We start from the raw sequence: 24,570 nt of genomic DNA, 5'->3' as shown, positions 1-24,570 counted from the left end.
GGCAGCTTTATGGCCCGCTGCCCTCATTCGGCAATCCTTCTGCGAGAAGCATCGCGAGACTGGAGGCAGCCTTGTCTGCCTTCGGCTTCAGCCGCAGGCTGAACTCCGCCTTCGGCAGCGCCGGCAACGAAAGAGCTTGGGGCGCGATTGTGACCCCCTCGCCGACAAATCGCGCAGTCCGCGCCGTGATCGCGATGCCGCTGCGGACCGCGGCACGTAACCCGGAAAGGCTCGGACTCGTCGCAGCGATACGATAGGCACGCCCGGCCTGATCAAGCGCACTGGTGGCCGCAGAGCGGAACCCGCAGGGCGGGTCGAGGACCGCGATCGGCAATTCACCACCGGTGGGAACCGGATCGGCGGATGCTGATAACCACAGCATCGGCTCGCTCAGCACCGCAATCTCGTCTGGTTGCGCCCCTTCCCGCATGACGACGAGGACATCGACCGTTCCCTGGTCGTAAGCTGCAGTCAACTCTCGCGACCGCCCGACCCGGAGATCGAGGCGCACGCGCGGATGCGTGCGCGCAAACAGGCGTAGCAGTTCGGGCAGGTTACTGTCGGCAAAGTCCTGGGTGCAGCCGAGCGTCAGGCGACCGTCGGCCTTGGCGCCCTTGAGGCTGAGCCACGCATCCCGATGGACCTCGAGTATCCGCGTCGCATGAACGCGCAGTTCCTCCCCGGCCGGTGTCAGGACACGTCCTCTTCCCGATTGAGCAAGAAGCGGCTCTCCCACCATCGCCTCCAACCGCTGCATCTGAGCGGTGACCGCCGAAGCGGTGCGGCCCACCGCGCTGGCAGCATGAGATAGCGAACCTCCTTCGGTAAAGGCAAGGAACGTTCGGAGCAGGTCAGGATCGAAGGCTTGCATCACTTCAATATATTTGAAGTGTTCATATAAAACAATTGGATTTTTTCTCATCAATGTAAGTGGCAAATTGAACTCAGCAACGGATCACGATCACCAAAGGGAGCCTTCCATGCCTATCATCAATATCACCGTCAGCGGCAAAGCCGACGCGGCCCTCTCTTCGAAGATCGCAGCCGCGGTCAGCGAATTGACGGCCACACACCTGCGCAAGGACCCGACGATAACCGCGATCGCCGTCGCCTACATCGATCCCGTCCATTGGTTCGCCGGCGGCAAATCGCTGGCAGAACAGGATCTGAACAGCTTCTGGCTCGACATCAAGGTCGTCGACGGCACCAACACGAAGCCCGAAATGGCCGCCTATCTGGAAGCGATATATGGCCGCTTCGAACAACTGCTCGGCAAGCTGCATTCCGAGAGCTACATTCTCGTGCACGAAGTGCCGGCCGCTGCCTACGGCTATGGCGGCAAGACGCAGGAGTTCCGGTACATCAGCGGGAAGCTGAAAGTCACCGCATAGCTGCAGACACCCTCTCATATGGACGCCCTCCGCACAGCCCAGGCTTGCGCGGAGGCGTCGACCCGTTTCAGCACTCAGACAAGCGCAAGCGCAGAGCAACTGTTGGCCGGAAGGAACAATCCTTCGACCAGACCGGTTGACGCTGAACCGATACCAATAGCGCGGGGCCGCGGCGCTGAACCTGACAGTGGCTGCACCTAGGATGAGCGCATCCAACGCGCCTGCTGTGCACGATCAACGAAAGTCCCTACCTATTGCCGCGCATTTGCATTGAAGACTTGGCGGCGTCCTTCTGTGATCTCCAAGTCACGCACAGCCGACTTCGCCGCATCGAGGTCTGCTTGCATCTGCAACACTCTCTTGTTCATGTTGAGTACTGCTGTCGAAACCACGACAATATCGGCGATCACGATGACGCCCGCCCCGGCCAAGCCTCCGATACCAAACAGGATCAATGCGGCAGCGCCGATAAGGACTGCGATCGCGCCGCGTCTGAGACCGCGGCCGCCCCTTAAGAAGAGGAGTGCCGGAAAGGTCGCCAGCAGGACCTCCACGACCCCGGACTTTTCTGCAATCGCCTGCGAAGCAAATTCGATGAGCGTATCCATAGCTACCCGCGGCTCGCTGAGACAATTCAAGTCTGTAGTTTGATCAACCGCGAGTTCCACGTCGAAACACGTCGGTGCTTTCATTGAAGGGCATTCATCAAAGCATCATCGCAAATTGCTAAGGTGCGAGGGCGACGGCCTTTGGCCGCTGGACAAGCCTGCACTGGCTTCACGATTACCATTTTGAGGCGCCGGTCGTCAGCAGTCTCATCCGTGTATGGCCTCAATGCACCTACCACAATAGCGGTACGCGCTATTCGCCTTTTGGCGTTGTCTTCGGCCAAAAGTGCTGACCGCCTCATCCAATGCTTCAACATCGTACGCACTAGTGCTGATGGCACGAATATTAGCGAACCTGATATGTTCTCGGTCGGCCGGCAGTTTGATCGGTCAACGGCGGAGCAAGTTCACTTGGACGTGTAGCAATTTGGGGCCCAAAACCCCAGCTTGCCGCGTGTAAGTGCGACTGACCGTTAGCTCCCTAACGTTCAATACTGCAGGCTTTCCGCTGGTGCAGCACCGGCGGACCTTATCATTGCGGATATTTGAAGGGATTTGAAGATGCAGAGCTCGACCGACCGTGTGATCGTAACACCGGAACCGGCGCTGCTCGATGTGAGGGAAATCATCGATTTTCTTCGCCGGCGTTGGAGGTTCATCTCGTGTACTGCCGCGCTGACGCTTGCAGTATTCGTTGCAATTTCGCTCGTAATCACACCGTCATATACGGCCTTTTCCAGGATTCTGCTCGACGCTCCCAAGGACTACATCTTGTCTCAGGATGCAGGGCCCGAACTGCGCGACAATTCCACCTTCATCGAAAGCGAAATTGCCGTCCTGACGTCCGCCTCACTGCTGGAGAAGGTTGTTGAAAGCGAAGGATTGGCGGAAGAAGACCCCGATCTTGGCGCCGGCGCCCTGGCATGGCTGGAAGGCGCGCTCGAAGTTTCGCGCGTCGGACTGGCCGATGTCATCGAACTGTCCGTCACCTCGCATGATCCGGAAGAGGCAGCCCGTCTCGCCAATGCTCTTGCCGAGGTCTACGTGCAGGACCGCATCGCCTCCCGGTATGAGGGCGCCAAGAAAGCGTCCACCTGGTTGAGCGAGCGGGCCGGAATTCTACGCGAGGAGCTGAGCCGCTCGGAAAACGCTGTCCAAAAATTCCGTGCCGAGCACAATCTCCTGGCAACGCAATCAGGAAGCCTGACCGGGCAGCAATTGTCCGAGTTGAACATAGCTCTCATCAACGCCCGCGCCGAACTGGCAACAAAACGCTCGAAGTTCGAGCAGGCAGAAAAAATCCTTCGCACTGGCGGCGACGCCCAGACCTTGCCGGACGTGCTGCAATCCGATGTCGTGAGCGCGCTTCGCACTCAGGCCAGCGTGATGACGCGCAAAGAGGCAGACCTGCGCCTGCGCTACGGCGAACAGCACCCGGAGGTCATGACGGTTCAGGCGGAACGCCGCGATATTGAACAGCAGATCTCCGCCGAAACTCAGCGTCTTATCGGCAACCTTAGAAACGAGGTGGAAGCCGCGGAAGCGCGCGAAGCTGCGCTTTCTCGGGCGCTCGCATCAGTCTCTGGCCAGTCGGCGGTCGAGGATCAGGTTGGTGTGCAGTTGCGCGATCTGGAGCGGATCGCGGCCGCAAACAAGGAACTGTTCCAGACATTCCTGTCGCGGGCCAAGATCGCCGAGGAAAAATCGACGCTGCTTAGCAGTGGTGTGCGCGTGATTACGCATGCTGGTGTCCCGCTCGCACCGAGCTTTCCAAACAGGCCACTTTTCGCGGCCGTGGGTCTCGTTTTTGGCGCCGCGTTGGGGGGCGCCGGCGCCCTTGTACGCGAGCTGTTTGCTTCCGGCTTTATGGCAAGGCGTCAGGTGGAAGAAACCTTGTCTTTCCCAGTTCTGGCCTCCCTGCCCAGAATGACGGAATGGTCGAGGACGAAGTCGAGGGTGCAGCCGGTTGCATATCTGGAGCACCGTCCGTTGTCGCGCTACAGCGAAGCCGTGAGAAGGCTGCGCCTGGGGCTGGGCGGGATATCCGAAGAGGATCACTCGCGATCAATCACTCTTGTCACCTCGGCCATGCCTGGAGAAGGCAAGACGACCCTTGCCCTGAGCCTCGCTTATTCCGCCGCTGCCGATGGTGAACGCGCGCTGGTAATCGATGCCGATCTTAGGGTTTCGGCGACCACCGCTTTCTTTGGGATGGCGGAGAATGTTGGCCTGGTCGATCTTCTGACGCTCCCCATTGATCCCGCCAAGGCAATCCACCTGGATGAGCGGTCCGGCATTCATGTTCTGCCGGCCGGCGGGAAGACCCTAAATCCACCCGCCCTTCTCGCCTCCGCACGCATGCGGGCGATCCTCGAAGAGTTCCGGAGCACCTATGACACGGTGATCATCGATGCCCCGCCGGTTGGACCCGTGGCCGATGCCGCCATTCTGGCGGGCCATGCCGACAGGGTGGTTTTCGTCGTGAAATGGCGTGACACGTCGCGCGAAGCCGTCGCCGAGGGCATTCGATATCTCGGCAACCGATCCAAGATTTCCGGAATTGCTCTGACGATGGTCGATGGGCCGAAGCTACCCAAATACGGTCGCTACGCGTCTCTCGACGGCAACGGATACGACAGCCGCTACTTAAATTGAGAAATGGGAGCACTGCGATTTAGCGGTGAATATATTTCGCCGCCAACAACATGGTTAACGCTCAAACAACATCGATGAAAAACAAGATAATTGGATAAAAATACAAAGCCTTACTGTCTGTAATTCGAACATTTTCAATAATATACAAAACAGAGGTGTAGAAATGCTGACTGACAACTCACACGGCGGTTCGCCTGTAGCGCTGATGGACGATAAACACGATACTGAGCTTGAACGCTGGTACGTCGTGCAGACACATCAACACTGCGAAAGCCTGGCTGAAAGACATTTGTCATCACAAAACTTGCGGACCTACCTGCCGAAAAGGCATCGAACCGTTCGCCACGCGCGCACCATTAAGACCGTGTGCTCGGCCTATTTCGACGGCTACCTCTTTGTCTCGCTGGACATTCAACGGCAACGATGGTCGCCCATCAATTCGACCGTTGGCGTACGCAAGCTCGTCATGAGCGACCGCAAGCCGATACCCGTCCCTTTCGGGATTGTCGAAGCTTTGATCATGGCAACCGACGAGAACGGCTTCCTGCATCCAAAAGATATATTTGAGACTGGGAAAACAATTAAGGTTTCTAGCGGGCCATTTGCGGACCAACTAGGAATACTCGATTATGTAGGCCGGTCTGGTGCTGTTCGCGTCCTGATGGATATTATGAATCGCGCCGTTCCGATTTATATAGACAGAGATAAATGCGTAGTATTAAATTGAGTTTGGACGTTTGTTCTGCGTACCTGTTTGTTATCCTTCTTATTAAGTAGAATTTATACGTAGGTTATGAGTCCGATCGACTCACCTTCGGTGCGGTAGCCTGCGAAGAATTGGCCGAAGCCAGCGTTGGCTCGAACGTCCCACAACATCACATCATGGATTTTCAATTATGACGCTCCCGACAATCGATTGCGACGGGCTCCCTTGGCCATGCCCAACTGGGCCGAGAGGGTCGAACCACACTTTCTCAAAGGTGTCTGCGGCGCCGAAAGGCCGTCGTGAACCGTTGCGGTGGCTCCCATGAGCTCACAGCCTATGTCCGCTTGGCAAGGAAACATCGTTGCGAGGGATTCGACGCCGTCTACGGCGAACGGCCTGGACCAGGCGACTGTGTTGCGCAGCGACCCAACTTCATGCGCATCGCAGCCTCTGGTTCCGCCGCTGGCGGCTGCTGCTGAACTCTTTGCAGCACTGGATGCAGCTTCCATCCGATATGGACTGATCCAAGACATGGCAAGCCTGCCGGAAGCGCTCGCCGGCCGTGACGATATGGACATGTTGCTCGACAAGCAGGACTATCCGGCCTTTTGCGCGATCATGGCTCGATTGCACGGCCTGCGCAGCGTCAGCCTCTCCTGCTACGACAATTCCTGCGCCGGCCGGGAAGACTGGTTTGTCCCTGACTTTTCACGCAGTGCCTATCTTCATATCGATCTTCATGTTGGCATCCGCGTCGGCTGGGAGTTCCGCAAGCGTTATCTGGCGTTCGATTACGCGACAATCGAGCAATGGGAGCGCCTGTCTATCGCTGGGGTATCCGTACCGGTCGCCTCGCCGGAGGCTGAGATCGGATTGGCGATCGGCCGTTTCGCCTTTCGTCTGCGAGCGTGGCCGTGGACTAAATGGCTGGCTTTACCTGGCGACTGGGGTCAAAAAATCGCGCAACTGCCCTTTCAATCGGGCAAGCCGGGAGAATGCGTCATCGAATATGATGGCGGCCGTAACGGCATAGTAACCTGCAGAATACGGCCGAGCGAAAGCGGCATCGAGGTGCATCGCGCTGATCTGGCGCGGCTGAGGCGCTCGATCCGTCACCGGTGCGGGTTTTCGAGCGCAAGCGGTCTGGCGGATGCAACAATCCACGGGATCCGCAAGGCTTCCTATCTTTCGTTGAGGGTCCTTGGACGCCTGTTGCCGGGTAGCGTTCCGGCCAAAAGGCGCGCATTGACCGGAGGGCTCGTGGTGGCTCTCGTCGCACCGGACGGACTTGGCAAGAGCACTCAGACCAATCTTTTGGCGCGGACCTTCGCTTGGAAGTTCGGCTGTGCGCAGGTTTATGTTGGCACCGGAGAGGGAAATGGATGGTGGTTCCGCAAAGGACTGCAGAGCCTGCTTGCCCCCCGCAGACGCCATTTCAAGGCGATGATCCAGCGTGATCGGAAGGAGCCACGCGGCGGGGCGAAGAGCAAGGCACTCGCGGCCGGCCTGGCTCTGTGGGGCGTGCTCATTGCGATCGAAAGATACGGGGTCGTCAAGCGCGCGCATCGGTGGGCGACACGCGGCCTCATCGTCGTCTGCGATCGGTGGCCACAGACGCTTCAAAAGGGCTATCTGGACGGGCCGATGATCCCGTCGAACCTGCCCGCCGTTCCAGGCCTTGCCGCCCTCGCCCGGTTCGAAGAAATGCTTTACCAGAAGATGAACGAGTGCAAGCCAGACCTGACCCTTCACCTCGTATCGGATTTCGCGGTCTCGCAGAGCCGAAAGCCTGGCGAAATCAGCAAGGAAGGTTTTGAGGCGCGGATGTCGTTGATGGCCGAGCTTCGCGCGCTCGACAAGGACATCAGGGTGGTCGACGCAAGCGCCAATACCGAGACCATCAATCGAAACCTTTTCAAGCAAATCTGGCTGTCCCTGTAGCCGCCCTCTTCCTCCCGACAACCCCGGACAGACCAAAACGCGTATCACGCCTCCGGCGGGGACCCACTCCATGTTCCCTTGGATCGTCACAAGGACCCTACGCGGGCAAACGCCGCCGTTTCCCAGACCATGACCCCCGTCTGCAGGATCAGCCAGCAGTCATTCATGTCGCGGAGATACACAAAGATGAAGATCGTTCACGTGTTAACCCGCCTGTATCGCGCAGGTTCGGAGGAAAATACGCTGGCCTGCTGCCACGCTCAGGTGAAACACGGCCATGAGGTCTTGCTCGTTCATGGCAACGAATACGATCCCAGCCTGCAGGCGTCGGTCGCCAAGACCATGCGCGTCGTTGGCCTTGACGCGCTTGTCCATCCGATATCCCCCTCCAACGATTTCGCGGCCCTGAGGCAGCTCAGCCGTTTCTTCCAGGAATTGCGCCCCGATGTCGTCCATACCCACCAGAGCAAGGCCGGCATCATCGGTCGGCTCGCCGCCAGGCAGGCGAATGTTTCAGGCATCATCCATGGCGTCCACATCATACCTTTCGTGCAGGTCGGCAGCGCGCAGAAGATGACGTTCCTGGCGGCCGAACGGCTGACGGCCAGGTACACCCGTGCCTTTATCGATGTCAGCCAGTCGATGCGCGATATCTGCATTTCCCACCGTATCGGCAATCCCGCCCAGCACCATGTCGTTCATTCTGGCTTCGACCTTGCCCGCTTCTCCCACGCAAAGTGGCCAAAGGAGGCGCCGCGGCTTCTTGGCATTGCCCCCGGCGAACCCAAGCCACCGGTCGTCTTGATGCTGGCGGCGCTCGAGCCCAGAAAGCGCCATATCGAGTTCATTGAAGAATTCCCGCAGGTTGTCCAACGCGTTCCCGACGTGCGGTTGATCCTCGCTGGCGAAGGGTCGGCACGTCCTGATATCGAAGCTGCCATTGCGCGATCGCCGGTGGCGAAGAGTATCCACCTGATCGGATATCATTCCGAGCCGGAGCAACTGATCAGCTTGGCCGATGTCTGCGTGCTAACGTCGATGCGTGAAGGACTGCCGCGCGTTGTCATGCAATACCTGGCCGGCGGCCGGCCCTGTGTCGTGTCAGAGCTGCCAGGGCTCGGCGAAGTCGTCAAGCACGGGGTTAACGGCGTCGTGACGCCGGCGGGTGATGTGGGCGCAGCGGCAGCAGCCGTTGCCGATCTTCTCCAATACAAACCGCTTCGCGCCCATCTGGCCGAAGGAGCAAGACGCACCGATCTCACATCCTGGGGGATTGAGGCGATGTGCGACAGCGTCGAGACGGTCTACCAATCCGTTCTCGCGACACCCCTTAAGCACCGGCCTGCCGGCGCGCAGGCTTACCACTAGCGACCGCAACAGCGCAGAAAGCGCTCGCAGACTTGATGCAACGACCACGACGCCGCCGTCTCTGCCAGGTCCGGCGTCCACTCCTTTCTTTCAAAGGCAATAGGTGCGTCCCGTTTCCCCTGGGGAGAGATATCGTGACTCAAATACCCGCCTCATCCACCCGTCCCTGGCACAGGGCAATTTCGCTCCCGATGGAGCAAGTCAAGAACCGCTACGTGCTCAGATGCCTGTTGTGTTCCTTGGCGATGCTCAGCGACCTATGCATGATCGTTGCAGCAGCGATCGCGGCCGACCTCGCCACCGTCGAGCTGACCGGCTTCGCCCACGGCCCGAAGCTTGCCTATGTCGTCTTGCCCACCTACCTGGTCGCGGCCTGGAACCTTGGCGCCTACCATTTGCCGACCTTGCGTTCGGCCGAGAACTCTATCAAGAGCTGCCTCGCCTCGCTGGCTGCGGCAACCGGCTTCTCGCTGTTGGCTGCGCACGCCTTCAATGTCATCGGCAACTTTTTGTCGCGAGAAACGCTTCTCTTTCTCGGCCTTGCAGCCGTTGGCCTCACAGTCCTTCATTACGGCATAGCGGCGGGATTACGTCGGCGAGAGGATCAGACGGAGACAAAGGTCGTTTTGCTCGGCGACGACAGTGTGCGTTCAAATCGCCAGCGTAAAGTCGCAGCGACGATCAACGTGAGGACATGCGACTGGCATCCGGTGGAAACCGACCCGAATTTCCTCAATGATCTGGCGCTGGCCGTCGCCGACGCGGACCGGATCGTGCTGTCGTTCAAGGCTTTCAAGGAACAGTTGAAATGGGCGAAGCTGCTCGGCGAACTCGGATTTGAAACCGAGTTGCTCGAACCAGGTCTCGCTGGCCTGAAGCCATTGGCACTGCGCTATCTCGACTCTACTCCAACGCTGGTTGTTTCCACGGGACCGCTGACACTGCACAAGCGCGCCTTCAAACGGGCGTTTGACCTGATGCTCGTGCTCCTGGCCGCGCCGGTGATGGTACCCCTCGTCGCCGTTATCTCCATTCTCGTGCGCGCGGACTCGCCCGGTCCAGTGTTCTTCGTGCAGAAGCGCATCGGCACCAACAACAGATACTTCAATTGCATCAAGTTCAGGACCATGCGTACCGACGTGACAGATGCAGCCGGCAATCACCTTACCGAGCGGGACGACCCCCGGATAACACGGCTCGGGCATTTGCTGCGCCATACCAGCCTTGACGAGCTGCCGCAGCTTTGGAACGTTTTCCTGGGGCAGATGAGTCTCGTCGGTCCGCGGCCGCACGCGCTTGGCGCCTCCGCCGAGGGCGCGCTTTATTGGGAAGTGGTGCCGGATTACTGGCATCGTCATTCAATGAAGCCAGGCCTGACGGGTCTTGCCCAGATCAGGGGCTATCGGGGCCCAACCGAAAAGCGATGCGACATCGAAGGCCGGGTCGCAGCCGATCTCGAATACATCCACACCTGGTCGCCATGGCTGGATGTGAAGATCCTGTTCAGGACGATGCGCGTCCTTGTGCACAGCAATGCATTTTGAAGTGTTTCGAGTATCGTCACGCCGAGAGCGTTGACGAAGGAGGAGGCGATGAAACGGTGTGTCGATCCAACCTATGTCTCAGTTCCATTCGGACCCGAGGACCGGGTCTTCCGTCGAGCTGTCAACGGGATTGATTGCGGCCGCCTTCTGCTGCAAATCCTCGCGCTCGCAATCAGTTTATTCGCCGCGAACGTCGCCCGCGCAGACGGGTATCTCCTCGACACCGGCGATGTGGTGCGTGTCTTGGTCTTCGGGGAGCCGGCCTATCCTTTGGAGGTTGTCGTCGACGATCGCGGCTCGATCGCGCTTCCGCTACTCGGAGACGTTCGGGCGCGTGGCCTGACGGCCGCCGCCCTATCCCAGGATATCCGTAGCGCCTACCAGCAACGGAAGTTGATCCTCGATCCCTACGTCAAAGTCGAGATCGGGCAATACCGGCCGTTCTTCATATCCGGCGCCGTCGCCCATCCCGGCTCCTATCCGTTCCAGCCGGGAATAACCGTCCGGCACGCCTTGGCTCTCGCCGGCGGCTTCCGTCCAACGACTGCCGGGGAGACCGTGCCGGCGTTGCAGATCGCGGACCTGCGCAGCGAGCGGGCAAACCTGATGATCGAGGAGTATCGCCTGAAGGTTCGCCTTGCCCGGCTTCACGCCGAGAGCAAACTCGTCGACAGCATTCCTGTCCCGACCGATCCTCCGGCTGAACTTGGCCAGAGCTTGATCAACGAGATCGTAGCAACCGAGCAGGCACAGCTGACGGCTCGGCTAACCGCATTCCGCGACGACATATCGTATCTTCAAGCCTCTCTTGCACGTTTGAAGAAGGAAGCCGAAATGTTGGCCGGCGCCAAGGGCGAACGGCAGCAGACGGTGAAGAGCCAGCTCGACGAACTGGAATCGGTCAGGACCCTGCGCCAGAAAGGTCTGATCACCAACTCGAATGTGATGGCATTGGAGCGCGCTCACAACAACTACCGTCTCGACCTCGCCCAATTCGAAATGCAGCAGACGCGACTGCAGCAGGATCTTCTCAACATGGAAAGCGAGCTGCGCAAGAAGCACCAGGAGCACGAGTTCCAGTTGATTTCGGATACGCAGGAAACACAGGTTCAACTGGCGAAGCTGGCAAGCCAGCTACGATACCTGTCGGATAAACTGCTTTTCGTCTTCGAATATGGCGAGCATCGGACACTCGAAGACCTGCAGGGCTCCGTAAAGATCCTGATCTTCCGGCGCGGCCAAAAGACGGGCCAGGAAGTTGCCGCAGACGAGAACACGGACGTCAATGCCGGTGACGTCATCGAGGTCTCGGTGGTGGCGAGCAAGGGCTTCTATTCGTCGGCGGCGTCCCGTCCAGACCCGGCGGCCGACATGGAGAAGAAAGCCTTCTGAGGTGAAGCTGAGCCAGTATCCACCGTTTCAGCGGCCGATTCACGCGTTTTGCGCCTTGGGGGCAGCACCAGAAAACCGGTCAAGGAACCCAGCTGCACGGTCATAATGGCGAGCAACGTCAGCAAAATCACAGGGAGAACACTGACGATTTCCCGATATTGCACCAAGTAAATCGGTGCGCTCAGCAATACGACCACGGACGAAAGGAAGATCCAGGCAACCCGCCTGAAGCATCCTCCGAAGAAACCAACCGTCAGAAGGATTGCGAGCTCTAACACCGGTCACTCCTCACGCTGAGCTCTTCATCGAAAGCCACAGTCTGAGTCTGGCGCAAATATCGCAGCAACGATCGACGAACACAATGACAGTATTACAACAGTCTCACAAGTTTCGGCATGCCGATCGTTGCTTTCCAGCCCTTTGTGCGGCCGGGATGGGCTAGACATGGTTTTCAGCGGGCCAAATATTGCCGGCATTCTGACCCTCCTTTCCGGTGCGGCCGTCGTCTTTGGGGGAAGTCGCATGCGTGCAGCTCCTCGCCGCCAAGCCGCACCGGCGAAACAGGCGCATCTCTTGCGCGGGCAGCGGCGCCAAACACGCCCAAGCCCCGCCCCGATCACAAGCTTGCAGGTGCTCGGCGCGTTTCTGTTCGCGCTCGCACTTGGCCGGTTCGCGTTCGAATTCTTGCCGACCAGCAGCGCGTGGAAGACGGCACGGACCGAGCTCTCCGTCGTTCCGTGGCGCGCCTGGATGGAGAGCCTCAACGCAAGCGCCTTCATCATACGAGATCAGCTGACCAAGCTGACCGGTATTGCCGTGGATGGCACTCTACTTTGGATGGCGATCACGGCACTTGGCCTGCTGCTGATGATTGTCCCACGGCGGCGAAGGGTCAAACTGGCCGTTGCCAACACGTCGCGGGCCATGCTTTTGGCCGCTCAGCGTCCCGCGCCTGGTACGGAACTAGCGAGCGGTTTGCGTTCCTGCCGTAGCGCACTTGTAGGTGTCGCGATCTTCAGCGGCGTCAGCAACATCCTCATGCTGAATGGCGCGATTTTCATGCTGCAAGTCTACGACCGCGTCCTGCCGAGCCGGAGCGTGCCAACACTTGTCGGCCTGTCAATGCTGGCCGCTGCACTCTTCCTTGGACAAGCGATCATCGATCTCCTGCGCGGCCGGATAATGACGCGGATCGGCGCTGAGCTGGACGAAGCAGTCTCTGGACGGGTGTTCAGCGCTATTGCGCGCCTGCCTCTCCTCGTCGGACAACAAGGCGAAGGTCTGCAGCCCCAGCGCGACCTCGACAGCATTCGCACCTTCCTCGCCAGCCCGGGTCCCAATGCGCTTTTCGAGTTGCCGTGGCTGCCCTTCTACATCGCGATCATCTGGGGTTTTCACCCGATCCTCGGATTGACCGCGATCGGCGGCGCGATCGTCCTGGTAACACTGACAATCACGACCGAGATGCTGACGCGAAAGCCTGCGAGCGCGGCGACATCTTCGGGAATCCGCCGCAACAACCTGGCGGAAGCCAGCCGCCGCAATGCCGAGGTATTGGCGGCCATGGGCATGCGTCGGCACATGCACGACCAATGGCGGGAAACGAGCCGCGAACATATCGTTCAACAGCAACGCGTCAGTGACGTCGTTGGAGGGCTTGGCAGCCTGTCGAGGGCGTTGCGACTGATGCTGCAATCGGCGATGCTGGGCATCGGGGCGTGGTTGGTGATCCATGGTGAAGCGACGGCCGGGGTCATTATCGCGGGGTCGATCCTCGCAGGGCGGGCCCTTGCACCTGTCGATCTTGCAATTGCCCATTGGCGCAACTTCATCTCGGCGCGCCAAAGTTGGCGCAGACTGAGCCAGTTGCTCGCGCGGCTGCCTGAGGAAGTCGCACCGATGGCTCTTCCCGCACCGCGCTCCAACCTCACGGTAGATAGGGTCGCCGTTAGCGCGCCCGGCACGCAACGGCTGATCGTCCAGGGCATTGAGTTCGATCTCAATGCCGGGGTCGGGCTTGGGGTTATCGGCGCCAGCGGCTCCGGAAAATCAAGCTTCGTGCGCGCCCTCGTCGGCGCCTGGCGACCGACCATCGGCCGCATAAAGCTTGACGGTGCGGCACTCGAACAATGGCCGCAGGGATATCTCGGGCGCTACATCGGTTACCTGCCGCAGGACGTTGAGCTTTTCGCAGGAACGGTGGCGGCCAACATCGCGCGCTTCGAACCGGATGCCGATGCCGATGCCGTTGTCGCTGCCGCCCGTGCTGCAGGTGTTCATGACCTGGTCGTCAGCCTGCCCAACGGATACGAGACCCAGATTGGCGAGGGCGGGGCAGCGCTGTCGGCCGGACAACGTCAGCGCATCGCACTTGCCCGCGCGCTCTATCGCGATCCATTCCTGATCGTCCTCGATGAGCCGAACTCCAACCTTGACGCAGATGGCGAGATTGCCCTTGGCGATGCCATTAGAAAGATCAAGGCCCGCGGCGGAATCGTCGTCATCGTCACGCATCGGCCGAACATCCTCGCCGCCGTCGACCTGGTGATGGAAATGAAAGAAGGGCAGATGCTGATGTTGGGCCCGCGAGAACGGGTGCTTTCCAAGCTGGTCCCGTTGCAACCGGCCAACAATGACGGCGTGAAACGCGTCGCCGCCCTGCCCAAACCATCGAATTGAAAGCCGAAGACAACTGTCGACTGTCAGATGAACGCGACACACTCCCACCGACGTTCCATTCGCCGCAACCTTCTGGGCGGGGTGACTGTCATCGCCCTGCTCTTCGGCGTCGTCGGTGGCTTTGCTGCAACCATTGAAATTTCAGGCGCAATCATCGCCCACGGCGTGGTGGTCGTCGCGTCCAATGGCAAGAAGGTCCAGCACCCGACTGGCGGCATCGTCAGCAAGATCCTTGTGCACGACGGTGCGCATGTTGAAGCCGACGATCTCCTCGTGCAGCTGAGCGACGTGGTGCCCCGCGCCAATCTGGCCTTCGTGACCAAGAGCCTGGACGAGCTCTACGCTCGAAAATCACGCCTTGAGGCCGAGCGCGATGGCGACCAGCAATTGAAACTCGCCCCGACACTCACCGCACGGATAAGCGAACCGGAGGTCGCGGCGCTGGTCGCAAGCGAGCGGCGATTGTTCGAGATACGTCGCCTCGAGCGGTCCGGAAACAAGGCGCGGCTTCGCGAGCGCATCGAGCAACTGCAAAAGCAGATCGAGGGCTACCTGGCCCAGGGCCGGGCCAAGAGACAGGAGATCGAGCTGATCAGCCAAGAACTTGCGGGTATTCGCGATCTTGTCGAGAAGAAACTGACGCCGCTGTCGAAGCTGACGGCCTACGAACGCGATGCGACGCGGATCGAGGGCGAGCGGGCGCAGTTGGTCGCCAGTACTGCCCAGGCGCGAGGCGCAATCGCCGAGGTGCTTCTCCAGATCCTGCAACTGGACAAGGAGTTTTCGAGCTCGACCGGCAGCGAGTTGCGTGACGTCGACGCCAAGATCGCCGAATTCGAGGAACGCGAGGTAACGGCCAGGGATCAACTGCTGCGCATCGATATACGCGCGCCAGCAAGCGGCACCGTCCATCAGTCTACCGTGCACACCATTGGCGGCGTGATCGGCGCAGGCGAGCCGATCATGATGATCATTCCGAATCACGATGTTTTGGCGATCGAGGCAAAAGTTGCCCCGCAGGACATCGACCAGGTTCGGGTTGGCCAAAGCGCCCTCCTTAGGTTTACCGCCTTCAATCAGCGCATTACGCCGGAGTTCCAAGGCGTCGTATCGCTGGTTGCGGCCGACGTCACGCACGACCAGCGTACGAACGAGAGCTTTTACGTCGCGCGGATCACGCCGACGCTCGATAGTCCGGCACACGCAAGTCGCCTGGCCCTCGTCCCCGGAATGCCCGCCGAAGTGTTCATCACGATCGGGGATCGGACCATGATGTCCTATCTGATGAAGCCCTTGTCGGACCAGATGATGCGCGCTTTCCGGGACCAATAGGCGCACCCCAGGCTGGGCCATCATTGCCGTTTTTAAAGTCCGGTATCTCCAGAGAACGAGGTTTGCCGTGATCGCGACCAAACTCAGGCCCCCGATTTTCCTGATCGGCAACTATCGGTCGGGAACGACCATCACACAGAAATTGATCGGCCTGCATCCGGACGTAGTGACCTGGTATGAGCCACGGACGCTCTGGCTCTACGCGGATCCCGGGCGTCAGAACGACGTGTTCACCGAGCGCGATGCGACGGAAAAGGTTATCCGCTACATCCGCGGCCGCTTCCTCGAATTTCAGGTGAAGAACGGCGGCCGGCAGATCATGGAAAACACCCCGTCCAACGTCCTTCGCACATCCTATGTGCACGAGATTTTCCCGGAAGCGACTTTCCTTTTCATCACGAGAAATCCGTTCTCCTACATCAGTTCCATGGAACTGAAGTGGCAACGAACGAAGACGATGAAGGGCATAAGGCGAACGCTTTCAACCACTCCGATAACGCAGCTTCACCACTATGCCGGCGTGTTCATCCGACAAATGTTCGCGAAGAAGATCCTGAGGAAGAAGTATGCGCCGATCTACGGACCGAAATACGAGGGGATCGATCAGGATCTGAAGGCACACAACAAGCTGACGGTGATTGCACGCCAGTGGGCACGCGGCAACCGCCGGGCCAGGGAAGATCTGGCCAGGCTCGGAGACGACCGGGTGCTGACCTGTCGTTACGAGGACCTGATGCAGGACACGGAAACGACCTTGCGCCGCATCTACGCCCACTGCGGCCTCGCCTTGAGCGACGACATCCTTCGTGCCGCCAAGGAAATGGTCGATCCAACCCGCCAGGAGAAATGGCTTCGCTTCGATCGCGAGCAATTGCGGTCGATCCTGCCGGAGGTCGAAGAAGAGATGCAGGTATACGGCTACGATATCCCTCTACCGCTTCGATGAGGGACGACCGTAGCAATATCGAGAGTTCGGTTCGTTCGCCTGGGGAGAGCAAGGCGTGAGTAACATCCGACAGGGACTGGCAAAGCGTAGTGTCGTGGGCATGTTTTGGACGGGGCTGTCCATGGGGGCGCTCGCTTTGGCGGAAGCTGCCGCGCTGCTTGTGCTCGCCCGACTGCTGTCTCCCAACGAATTTGGGCTTTATGCCGCCGCCCTCGTCATCATCAAGCTGGCAACCATCTTCGAAAACCTCGGCGTCGCGCCGGCAATCGTGCAGCGGCCCGAGCTTGACGAGCGTCATCTGCGGGTCGGTTTTACCCTGTCGCTGATCCTCAGCCTGCTGATTGCCGGGCTGGTCTGGGTTATCGCACCGGCGATCGCACATGCCATGCGGTTGGCCGAGCTCGCACCCGTCGTCCGCGCCACCAGCGTGGTGTTCCTGTGCCAGGGCGTGGCGCTGGTGGCGCAGGCCGTCGCCCAGCGATCGCTACGGTTCGAATGGCTGGCCGCCGTCGATGCGGCCACCTTTGCGGTCGGCTTCGTGATCGCAGCACCGGTCTTTGCGCTCGCCGGTTTCGGCATCTGGGCGCTCGTTGGCGCGCTGATGACCCAAAACCTGCTGCGCACGATCGTGCTGCTCATCGGCCAGCCGCATCCCAAACGGCTGTTGCTGGAGCGGCGTGCGATTGGCGAATTGCTCTATTTCGGTGGCGGTTTCACAGTAGCGCGCGTGTGCAACTACCTCGCAACCCAAGTCGACAAGCTCATCGTCGGGCGCACGCTCGGAGCGGGAGCGCTCGGTATCTATTCGCTTGCCTCACAGCTCATGACCACGCCGGCGGTCATCATCGGCCAGATTCTCGACCGGGTTCTGTTTCCAACAATGGCGCTCGTGCAGCAGGAGCCTGCCCGTCTCGCCCGCGCCTATCGCAGCGCGGTTGCCGCCTGCGCTCTTGTGGTGCTGCCGGCAAGCGTCGTCGTCGCGATCACGGCGCCCGAACTTGTTTTGGTCCTGCTCGGCCGGGGGTGGGACGCGGTCGTCGCTCCCCTCCAGATTCTGGCCGTCGGCATGTTGTTCCGTACAAGCTACAAACTCAGCGACTCCATCTCGCGTGCGACCGGTGTCGTCTACGCAAGGGCATGGCGGCAAGCGATCTTCGTGGTTGCCGTGGCGACAGGCGCGTTCTTCGGACAATTCTGGGGCGTGACGGGCGTGGCGGCTGGCGTCGTTGCGGCAGTCGCGACCAATTTCATGCTGATGGCGCATCTGAGCCTGCGCGTTACCGGCATCAGTTGGTCCGAGTTCATCGGGGCACATGCGCCAGCGTTTGCCTTGGCGAGCGTGGTCGGCGTCTGTTCCTGGATCACGGTGGATCAACTGCGCCAGGTTCACGTGACGCCGCTTATCCTCCTTCTCAATGTCGTGATTGCCGCCGGTGTGACAGGCCTGGTGTCATGCTGGCTGCTACCGTCACTGTTTCTTGGACGGGACGGGCAGTCGTTGCTTCGCCTGGTCGCCGGGCTCGCACCCGCTTGGCTGCGGCGAAGTCGACCAGGATAGGGAGGCACCCCTCCCACTATTCGGCGGCATGTGCCGACCGACGATGCATCAGCATTCTGAATTCCATCCCGCGAACTGATCGGGCGACGCCGCCTCCAACGACGTCGCTCCTTCGGGCGCGGGCTTCGGCATTCCCCATGGGTGCCCGCTTTGACAAGCACCCGCACGATCGTGGACCTGCAAAGGCCGGCTGAAACAGCCGCCTCGATAAAGGAGATACGACATGACCAGCTTGGCTCGGTTTCCTAGCGTCAAACAGCTCTTGGCAGATATCGACATTGACTACGGCCTCAAGGGCGATGGATTGACCGATGACGGATCTATGGCACTGACCGGCATCCCCACTCCAGATTCATTGGCTTCATTTCTGCAGAACATTCTGCGGGCGACGGTCTCGTTCGAGGGGATCGGCGACTGGGAGCTCCGGCCCATGGGCCCCAACGACGGCGCTGGAGGCGCGACGGCCCCTGCCGAAAGCGGAGTGACGAACCAGGCTGAAACCAGCGCATCACCAACCCTGACGTCCGACGGAGACGGCGAAGCCGCCAAGACGATGAGCGGTGAGAGTTTTGCGCTTTCGAGCAGCAGCACGCCGACGACTTTCGAGACCCGCGTGTCGGGCGCCGCCGATGACGCCGAGGAAAAGAGCTCGGGATCGATCTCCGGCAACATCAACGATCTGGAACTCGGCTTCGACGACAGCACGCGCCAGACGGTCGGATTGCGCTTTGCCGGCATCAACATTCCCAAGGGCGCGATCATCACCAACGCCTATATACAGTTCACCACCGACGAGGTGAGCACCGGGTTGGCTTCGCTGGTGATCCGTGGTCAGGATTCGGACGACGCCGCCGAGTTCACGACCGCAAAGTTCAATATCTCCTCGCGACCGATAACGGACGCATTGGTCAACTGGTCACCGGCGGACTGGACGACACGTGGCGAGGCCGGCACCGGGCAACGTACGCCGGACCTGAAGGCGATCATCCAGGAGATTATTGATCGTGGCGGCTGGGCGGCATTGAATGACATAGCCTTCCTGGTCACAGGGACCGGCACCCGCACCGCCAAGTCTTTCGATGGCAATGCTGGGGCCGCGCCGTTCCTGCACATCGAATATTACATCCCAACGGCAAGCGCCCCGGTCGCCTTCAATTCTCCGGTCGATGCCAACCCGTTAACCAACCAGATCGCGGAACTGGCGGCCGCCGGAACGGCCATCGGCATCACCGCTTCGGCAAGCGATCCCGACGCTGGCGATACGGTGAGCTATAGCGTAGACGATGCACGTTTCACCATCAACGCTTCGACCGGCGTCATTACCCGATCGGGCGTCGGTAGCCTCGACTTCGAGACCCAGACTTCCATCACTCTGACGGTGACCGCGACCTCATCCGATCAGAGTACCGCCACCCAGACTTACACTCTCAATATTCTCAACAGCCAGGAGCCTGTCGCCTTCAGCAACCCGGCCGATGCCGATACGGCCACAAATCAGATCGTTCAGAATGCAGCCGCGGGCACCAAGATCGGTATCACTGCTTCAGCGGCGGACCCGGATGCCGGCTCGACCATCTCTTACAGCCTGAACGACACCCGCTTCGCCATCGATGCGAACGGCGTCATCACCCGCTCGGGCACGGGTACACTCAATGCCCAGTCCCAGCCGTCGATCACCTTAACCGTCACCGCCACGTCGTCGGACGGCAGCACCGCCAACCATGACTACAGCGTCAATGTCACCTCAGGCACCCCCAGCCCACCCACGTCGGCAACGCTCGTGCATACCGTTCTGACCTCGCAGTGGTCACCGGCGAGCCCTGACCCGTCGGGCATCACCTACATCTCCCATCTCGGAACCTTGATGATTTCCGACGGTGAAGTCGATGAAATGTCGATATTCCAGGGCAAGAACCTCTTCGAAATGAGCCTAAACGGCAGCTTGGTCAGATCGCTTACCACCACCAGTTTTTCAGACGAGCCGAGTGGTGTTGCATACAACCCGACCAACCGGCACCTCTACTTCTCCGATGATACCGGCACGAAGAGCATCTACGAACTCAACCCGGGAGCGGACGGACTTTACAACACGGCCGATGACACCGTGACCTCGTTGAAGACGTCCGCCTTCGGCAGCTCCGACCCTGAAGGCATCGCCTACGACACCAAGCGAGGTGTCCTCTATCTCGCGGACGGGGCGGCAAAGATCTACACGATCAACCCGGGCGCAAACGGCAAATTCGACGGCGTGGCCTCGACCGGAGGCGATGACGTGGTGACGAGTTTTTCGATCGGGACCCTATCCAACGGGGATCCTTGCGTAGAGTACGACCCCGTTCACGACCTGCTTTATGTCGTCAAGTCGCGCACCCAGGTGGTGATGATGTCAACGACCGGGCAGCAGTTGGGCACACTCGATATTTCTTCGGCTAATGCCCGCAAGGTTGCGGGTCTGGCGCTGGCGCCGAGCAGCGACGATGCAAACCAGATGAGCCTCTACATCGTTGACCGCGGCACCGACAACGATTCCAACCCGAACGAGAACGACGGCAAGCTTTACGAGTTCCGGCTCGACCACTGGCTGCTCGCCTGACCGGGAAGAAAATTGCAGGATCGGCCACTCGGTCGAAACCTGAAACGACATCGCCTCGCAACCGTCGTTGCGAGGCGGCGTAGGGGCGACCGCGTCCACCGGCTAGCTCCGACTATCCGCAAGCCGCGGAAAGGAGGTTGGACATGTCGAAGTTGTCCCGCATTCCATTTGGGCTAGACGACCCAAAACTGCTCTCGATCGAGTTCGGATTGAGTTTTGGCGTCCACGGCTACCTGTTCGATAATGATGCCGAAGGTCCGATCTGGGCTGTTCATTCCGTCGGGATCGATCCACGATCGGCGACCCATCTTGGCTGGAGCTGGGACGAGGACGGGGCCGCCAAACGCGGTAGCCACGCCTCCGTTGGCAGCGCCGTTGAGAACCAGGGCTCTCCTCCGGACACCACCGGCAACACGGCGGCCTCCAGCAACGACGCGCCGGCAGATACGCTGCGCTCATCCAACGCAGCCACCCTGAACAGCGCTGCCGCCAGCACGCTTGCGGTCGGCCCGATTTTCGAGGCAAGGGTTTCCACAGCCGCCGATGACATCGAAGAAAAGAGCTCTGGCTCGATATCCGCCAACATCAACGATCTGGACATGGGCTATGACGGAACCACGCGCCAGACCGTTGGGCTTCGCTTCACGGGGATCGACGTTCCCCGAGGTGCGGTGATTACCAACGCCTATATCCAGTTCACCTCCGACGAGATTAGCAGTGGATTGGCGTCGTTCCTGATCCGCGGCGAGGACGCAGACGAGTCGGCCGCATTTACCGCGATCAAGTTCAACGTCTCCTCGCGCCCGACCACGGACGCATCCGTTACCTGGGACGTAGCAAGCTGGACGGTCCGCGGTGAAGCCGGCGCTGCGGAGCGAACGCCGGACCTCAAGGCGATCGTTCAGGAGATCATAGATCGCGGAGGCTGGGCGGCGCTCAATGACATGGCGTTCATGCTCACCGGCACCGGCACGCGCACAGCGAAATCTTATGAAGGCAGCGCCGCCGGCGCACCCCTGCTCCACATCGAATACTACGTTCCCGTCGCCGGCAGCCCGGTCGCCTTCAACACCCAGGCCGATGCGGATCCGGCCAACAACCAGATTGCCGAACTTGCCGCAGCAGGAACCGCGGTCGGCATCACCGCTTCGGCCAGTGACCCCGATGCCGGCTCGACCGTCACCTACAGTGTCAACGATCAACGGTTCGCCATCGACAGCAACGGCGTCATCACCCGGTCGGGCACAGGCACACTGGACTTCGAGACCCAGACTTCGATCACGCTGACGGTAACAGCAACCTCCTCCGACCAGAGCACCGCCACGCAGACCTACACCGTCAGCATCCTCAACAGCCAGGAACCGATCGCCTTCAAGACGCCGGCCGATGCGGATGCGGCCACCAACCAGATCGCCGAACTTGCCGCTGCAGGAACCGCGGTCGGTATCACCGCTTCGGCTGGCGACCCGGACGCCGGCTCGACTGTCACCTACAGCCTCAGCGATAACCGCTTTGCCATAGACGCCAACGGCGTTGTTACGCGCTCGGGCACCGGCACCTTGAATGCCCAGGCCGAGCCTTCGATCACGCTGACGGTGACGGCCACGTCCTCCGATGGCAGCACGGCAACTCAGGCGTTCACCCTCGGCGTGCTCGGGAGCCAGCAGCCCGTCGCCTTCAACGCGCCAGCCGACGCCGATGCGACCACCAACCAGATCACCGAACTCGCAGCAGCGGGCACGGCCGTCGGTATCACCGCATCGGCCAGGGATCCCAATCCAGGCGATACGATCACCTACAGCATTGACGACCCGCGCTTTACCATCGACACCAATGGTGCGATCAAGCGCTCCAACGTCGGTACGCTCGACTTCGAAACCCAGACTTCGATCTTGCTGACGGTAACGGCGACCTCGTCCGACCAGAGCACCGCCACCCAGAGCTACACCCTTAACATTCTCAACAGCCCGGAACCGGTCGCCTTCAAGACGCCGGCCGATGCAGATCCCACGACCAACCAGATTGTCGAACTCGCCGCAGCCGGGACCAAGGTCGGTATCACCGCTTCGGCCGGTGACCCCGACGCCGGTTCGACCGTCACCTACAGCCTCAACGATACGCGCTTTGCCATCGACAGCAACGGCGTCATCACCCGCTCCGGCGTCGGTGCGCTCGACTTTGAAACCCAGACCTCGATCACGCTGACGGTAACGGCAACCTCGTCCGACCAGACCACGGCCACCCAGGCCTACACGCTCAGCATTCTCAACAGTCAGGAACCGGTCAGCTTCAGAACGCCGGCTGACGCCGATACGGCCGCAGATCGGATCGCCCAGAATGCTGCCGCTGGAACCAGGGTCGGGATTACAGCCTCGGCAAGCGACCCTGACGCCGGTTCGACCGTGACCTACAGCCTTACCGACACCCGCTTTGCCATCGATGCAAACGGCGTGATTACCCGTTCGGCCACCGGCACGCTCAACGCCCAAACCGAACCGTCGATCACCCTTCACGTGACGGCGACATCGTCGGACGGCAGCACGGCGACGCATGACTACGCCCTCAATGTTGCCGCTCAAACAGGGCCGCAAACCCTCTACCGCTTTGCCATCTTCGGCGACTACGGTGATACCAACCTCAACGGAGAAAAGGCGGTTGCGGCGCTCATTCACAGTTGGAACGTCGATTTCGCCCTCACCGTCGGCGACAACGTCTATGCGCCGCAGACAATGGATGCGGCCATAGGTCAGCAATACCACGACTACATCGGCAACTATCAGGGCGCCTATGGCGCCGGCAGCGCCATCAACCGCTTCTTCCCGGTCCTGGGCAATCACGAATATGACGACGGAAACCTGACCAACTACCTGAATTACTTCACCCTGCCCGACAACGAGCGGTATTACGACTTCCAGATCGGACCGGTGCATTTCTTCGCGCTGAACAGCAACAAGCAGGATCCCGACGGCCGCAGTTCGACGTCGGTTCAGGGCCAGTGGATGCACGCCACACTTGATGCCTCGAACGCGAGCTTCAATGTCGCCTACTTCCACCACACGCCCTACAATCCAAGCGGCAGCACGACGACCATGCAGTGGCCCTTCGAGCCTTGGGGCGTGAACGCGGTGTTCGCCGGCCATCAGCACAACTACTACCGCGAAAACCGCGACGATAACGGCGACGGCGTCCAGCTTCCCTATACCACCACCGGGCTTGGCGGTTCGGGCCGCGATGTTCCCAATGTCGGCACCAGCCTCGTGACGGTCACCGATCAGGGCATGCTGATCGAATTCTACAAGGTCACCAGCTTCAACGGGACCACAGTGACCAGTTCGCTGACGGACTCATACTTCATCTCGACGCCCGTGGGCCGCGCCCCGACAATCGCCAATGGCGCTTATGTGCTGAACGGCACCACCGGTGCTGATTACCTCTGGGGGCTCGGAAGCAACGCGACGCTGACAGGCGGGCGCGGCAACGACACGCTGGTCGGCGGCAAGAACAGCAACCTCTTCGTCTTCCACACCGGCGATGGCAACGACACGATCTTGAACTTCCGGGCCGGCGCCAGCACCGGAGACGTGCTGGACCTGCGTGACTACGGTATCGACAGTGCCAGCAAATTCCAGCAGGTGGCCACAAACCAGGGCGCCAACGTCGTGGCGAACCTGAGCGGGACGGACCACCTGACGCTCGTCGGCCTCCACGCAGATCAGCTCCATGACGACAACTTCGTCCGCACAGGACTTCTTGTCTGAGTGACTGGATTTCATCGGCCGTCTGCGGCTGGTGAAATCCGCCCTCCAACGGAGGCAATTTCTTCCAAGGAAATCCCGTCCCCGACCGTCTCCCGCAAT

Annotated in this window: 16 protein-coding genes; 13 read left to right on the top strand and 3 right to left on the bottom strand. The window is 60.3% G+C overall.

Annotated features, from left to right (window positions below):
- Positions 1 to 7: 7 nt before the first annotated feature.
- Positions 8 to 871: a LysR substrate-binding domain-containing protein gene (locus tag PWG15_RS24025; protein ID WP_275027192.1), complete on the bottom strand. Its 864-nt coding sequence runs from the start codon at positions 869 to 871 to the stop codon at positions 8 to 10.
- Between the two features lie 109 nt (positions 872 to 980).
- Here PWG15_RS24025 and PWG15_RS24020 point away from each other — a divergent pair, with 109 nt between their 5' ends.
- A complete protein-coding gene (locus PWG15_RS24020) occupies positions 981 to 1,391 on the top strand; it encodes a tautomerase family protein (protein WP_275026559.1) in 411 nt (136 codons plus the stop codon).
- 251 nt (positions 1,392 to 1,642) lie between these two features.
- Here the strand turns inward: PWG15_RS24020 and PWG15_RS24015 are convergent, their stop codons facing one another.
- Positions 1,643 to 2,083, bottom strand: a complete 441-nt coding sequence (locus PWG15_RS24015) for a hypothetical protein (protein ID WP_275026558.1) — start codon at positions 2,081 to 2,083, stop codon at positions 1,643 to 1,645.
- Between the two features lie 477 nt (positions 2,084 to 2,560).
- Here PWG15_RS24015 and PWG15_RS24010 point away from each other — a divergent pair, with 477 nt between their 5' ends.
- The 6 genes from PWG15_RS24010 (at position 2,561) to PWG15_RS23985 (ending at position 11,605) form a co-directional block, all read left to right on the top strand.
- On the top strand, positions 2,561 to 4,654 hold the full coding sequence (locus tag PWG15_RS24010) for a GumC family protein (protein ID WP_275026556.1): 2,094 nt from the start codon (positions 2,561 to 2,563) through the stop codon (positions 4,652 to 4,654).
- 163 nt (positions 4,655 to 4,817) lie between these two features.
- Positions 4,818 to 5,381 (top strand): transcription termination/antitermination protein NusG, encoded by a 564-nt coding sequence (nusG, locus tag PWG15_RS24005; RefSeq protein WP_275026555.1) that lies wholly within the window; start codon positions 4,818 to 4,820, stop codon positions 5,379 to 5,381.
- Positions 5,382 to 5,891: 510 nt separating this feature from the next.
- Positions 5,892 to 7,301, top strand: a complete 1,410-nt coding sequence (locus tag PWG15_RS24000; RefSeq protein WP_275026554.1) for a nucleoside/nucleotide kinase family protein — start codon at positions 5,892 to 5,894, stop codon at positions 7,299 to 7,301.
- 186 nt (positions 7,302 to 7,487) lie between these two features.
- Complete coding sequence (locus PWG15_RS23995) at positions 7,488 to 8,669, top strand: glycosyltransferase (RefSeq protein WP_275026552.1); 1,182 nt, start codon at positions 7,488 to 7,490, stop codon at positions 8,667 to 8,669.
- A 263-nt stretch (positions 8,670 to 8,932) separates the two neighbouring features.
- Positions 8,933 to 10,213 (top strand): exopolysaccharide biosynthesis polyprenyl glycosylphosphotransferase, encoded by a 1,281-nt coding sequence (locus tag PWG15_RS23990; protein ID WP_275026551.1) that lies wholly within the window; start codon positions 8,933 to 8,935, stop codon positions 10,211 to 10,213.
- Positions 10,214 to 10,261: 48 nt separating this feature from the next.
- Entirely contained in the window at positions 10,262 to 11,605 is a 1,344-nt protein-coding gene (locus tag PWG15_RS23985; protein WP_275026550.1) for a polysaccharide biosynthesis/export family protein, read from the top strand.
- Here the strand turns inward: PWG15_RS23985 and PWG15_RS23980 are convergent.
- A complete protein-coding gene (locus PWG15_RS23980; RefSeq protein ID WP_275026549.1) occupies positions 11,545 to 11,883 on the bottom strand; it encodes a hypothetical protein in 339 nt (112 codons plus the stop codon). The two genes, PWG15_RS23985 and PWG15_RS23980, sit on opposite strands and share 61 nt — an antisense overlap.
- A gap of 646 nt (positions 11,884 to 12,529) precedes the next feature.
- Here PWG15_RS23980 and PWG15_RS23975 point away from each other — a divergent pair.
- The 6 genes from PWG15_RS23975 (at position 12,530) to PWG15_RS23950 (ending at position 24,471) form a co-directional block, all read left to right on the top strand.
- On the top strand, positions 12,530 to 14,284 hold the full coding sequence (locus tag PWG15_RS23975; RefSeq protein ID WP_275027191.1) for a type I secretion system permease/ATPase: 1,755 nt from the start codon (positions 12,530 to 12,532) through the stop codon (positions 14,282 to 14,284).
- A 27-nt stretch (positions 14,285 to 14,311) separates the two neighbouring features.
- The gene (locus tag PWG15_RS23970; RefSeq protein WP_275026547.1) at positions 14,312 to 15,616 is read left to right on the top strand and encodes an HlyD family type I secretion periplasmic adaptor subunit; all 1,305 of its coding nucleotides are present in this window, start codon (positions 14,312 to 14,314) and stop codon (positions 15,614 to 15,616) included.
- A gap of 67 nt (positions 15,617 to 15,683) precedes the next feature.
- A complete protein-coding gene (locus PWG15_RS23965; protein ID WP_275026546.1) occupies positions 15,684 to 16,562 on the top strand; it encodes a sulfotransferase family protein in 879 nt (292 codons plus the stop codon).
- A 55-nt stretch (positions 16,563 to 16,617) separates the two neighbouring features.
- Positions 16,618 to 18,120 carry a lipopolysaccharide biosynthesis protein gene (locus PWG15_RS23960; protein WP_275026545.1) on the top strand — a complete coding sequence of 501 codons (1,503 nt, stop codon included), beginning with the start codon at positions 16,618 to 16,620 and terminating at the stop codon, positions 18,118 to 18,120.
- A 223-nt stretch (positions 18,121 to 18,343) separates the two neighbouring features.
- Positions 18,344 to 20,713, top strand: coding sequence for a putative Ig domain-containing protein (locus PWG15_RS23955; RefSeq protein WP_275026544.1), 2,370 nt, complete (start codon positions 18,344 to 18,346; stop codon positions 20,711 to 20,713).
- Positions 20,714 to 20,856: 143 nt separating this feature from the next.
- Positions 20,857 to 24,471, top strand: a complete 3,615-nt coding sequence (locus PWG15_RS23950; protein WP_275026543.1) for a metallophosphoesterase — start codon at positions 20,857 to 20,859, stop codon at positions 24,469 to 24,471.
- The last annotated feature ends 99 nt before the right edge of the window (positions 24,472 to 24,570 follow it).

Origin of the sequence: Ensifer adhaerens (assembly GCF_028993555.1) — a bacterium.
GTDB lineage: Bacteria > Pseudomonadota > Alphaproteobacteria > Rhizobiales > Rhizobiaceae > Ensifer > Ensifer adhaerens_I.
The sequence above is the reverse complement of the archived record's forward strand: the minus strand, read 5'-3'. Positions and strand labels throughout refer to the sequence as shown.

What these genes read in the sequence shown, in the direction of transcription:
- PWG15_RS24010 (WP_275026556.1), top strand. Translation starts at nt 2,561, where the DNA reads ATGCAGAGCTCGACCGACCGTGTGATCGTAACACCGGAACCGGCGCTG.
- PWG15_RS24000 (WP_275026554.1), top strand. Translation starts at nt 5,892, where the DNA reads ATGGCAAGCCTGCCGGAAGCGCTCGCCGGCCGTGACGATATGGACATG.
- PWG15_RS23985 (WP_275026550.1), top strand. Translation starts at nt 10,262, where the DNA reads ATGAAACGGTGTGTCGATCCAACCTATGTCTCAGTTCCATTCGGACCC.
- PWG15_RS23990 (WP_275026551.1), top strand. Translation starts at nt 8,933, where the DNA reads ATGATCGTTGCAGCAGCGATCGCGGCCGACCTCGCCACCGTCGAGCTG.
- PWG15_RS24015 (WP_275026558.1), bottom strand. Translation starts at nt 2,083, where the DNA reads ATGAAAGCACCGACGTGTTTCGACGTGGAACTCGCGGTTGATCAAACT.
- PWG15_RS23955 (WP_275026544.1), top strand. Translation starts at nt 18,344, where the DNA reads ATGACCAGCTTGGCTCGGTTTCCTAGCGTCAAACAGCTCTTGGCAGAT.
- PWG15_RS24025 (WP_275027192.1), bottom strand. Translation starts at nt 871, where the DNA reads ATGCAAGCCTTCGATCCTGACCTGCTCCGAACGTTCCTTGCCTTTACC.
- PWG15_RS24020 (WP_275026559.1), top strand. Translation starts at nt 981, where the DNA reads ATGCCTATCATCAATATCACCGTCAGCGGCAAAGCCGACGCGGCCCTC.
- PWG15_RS23975 (WP_275027191.1), top strand. Translation starts at nt 12,530, where the DNA reads ATGCTTTTGGCCGCTCAGCGTCCCGCGCCTGGTACGGAACTAGCGAGC.
- nusG (WP_275026555.1), top strand. Translation starts at nt 4,818, where the DNA reads ATGCTGACTGACAACTCACACGGCGGTTCGCCTGTAGCGCTGATGGAC.
- PWG15_RS23995 (WP_275026552.1), top strand. Translation starts at nt 7,488, where the DNA reads ATGAAGATCGTTCACGTGTTAACCCGCCTGTATCGCGCAGGTTCGGAG.
- PWG15_RS23970 (WP_275026547.1), top strand. Translation starts at nt 14,312, where the DNA reads ATGAACGCGACACACTCCCACCGACGTTCCATTCGCCGCAACCTTCTG.
- PWG15_RS23950 (WP_275026543.1), top strand. Translation starts at nt 20,857, where the DNA reads ATGTCGAAGTTGTCCCGCATTCCATTTGGGCTAGACGACCCAAAACTG.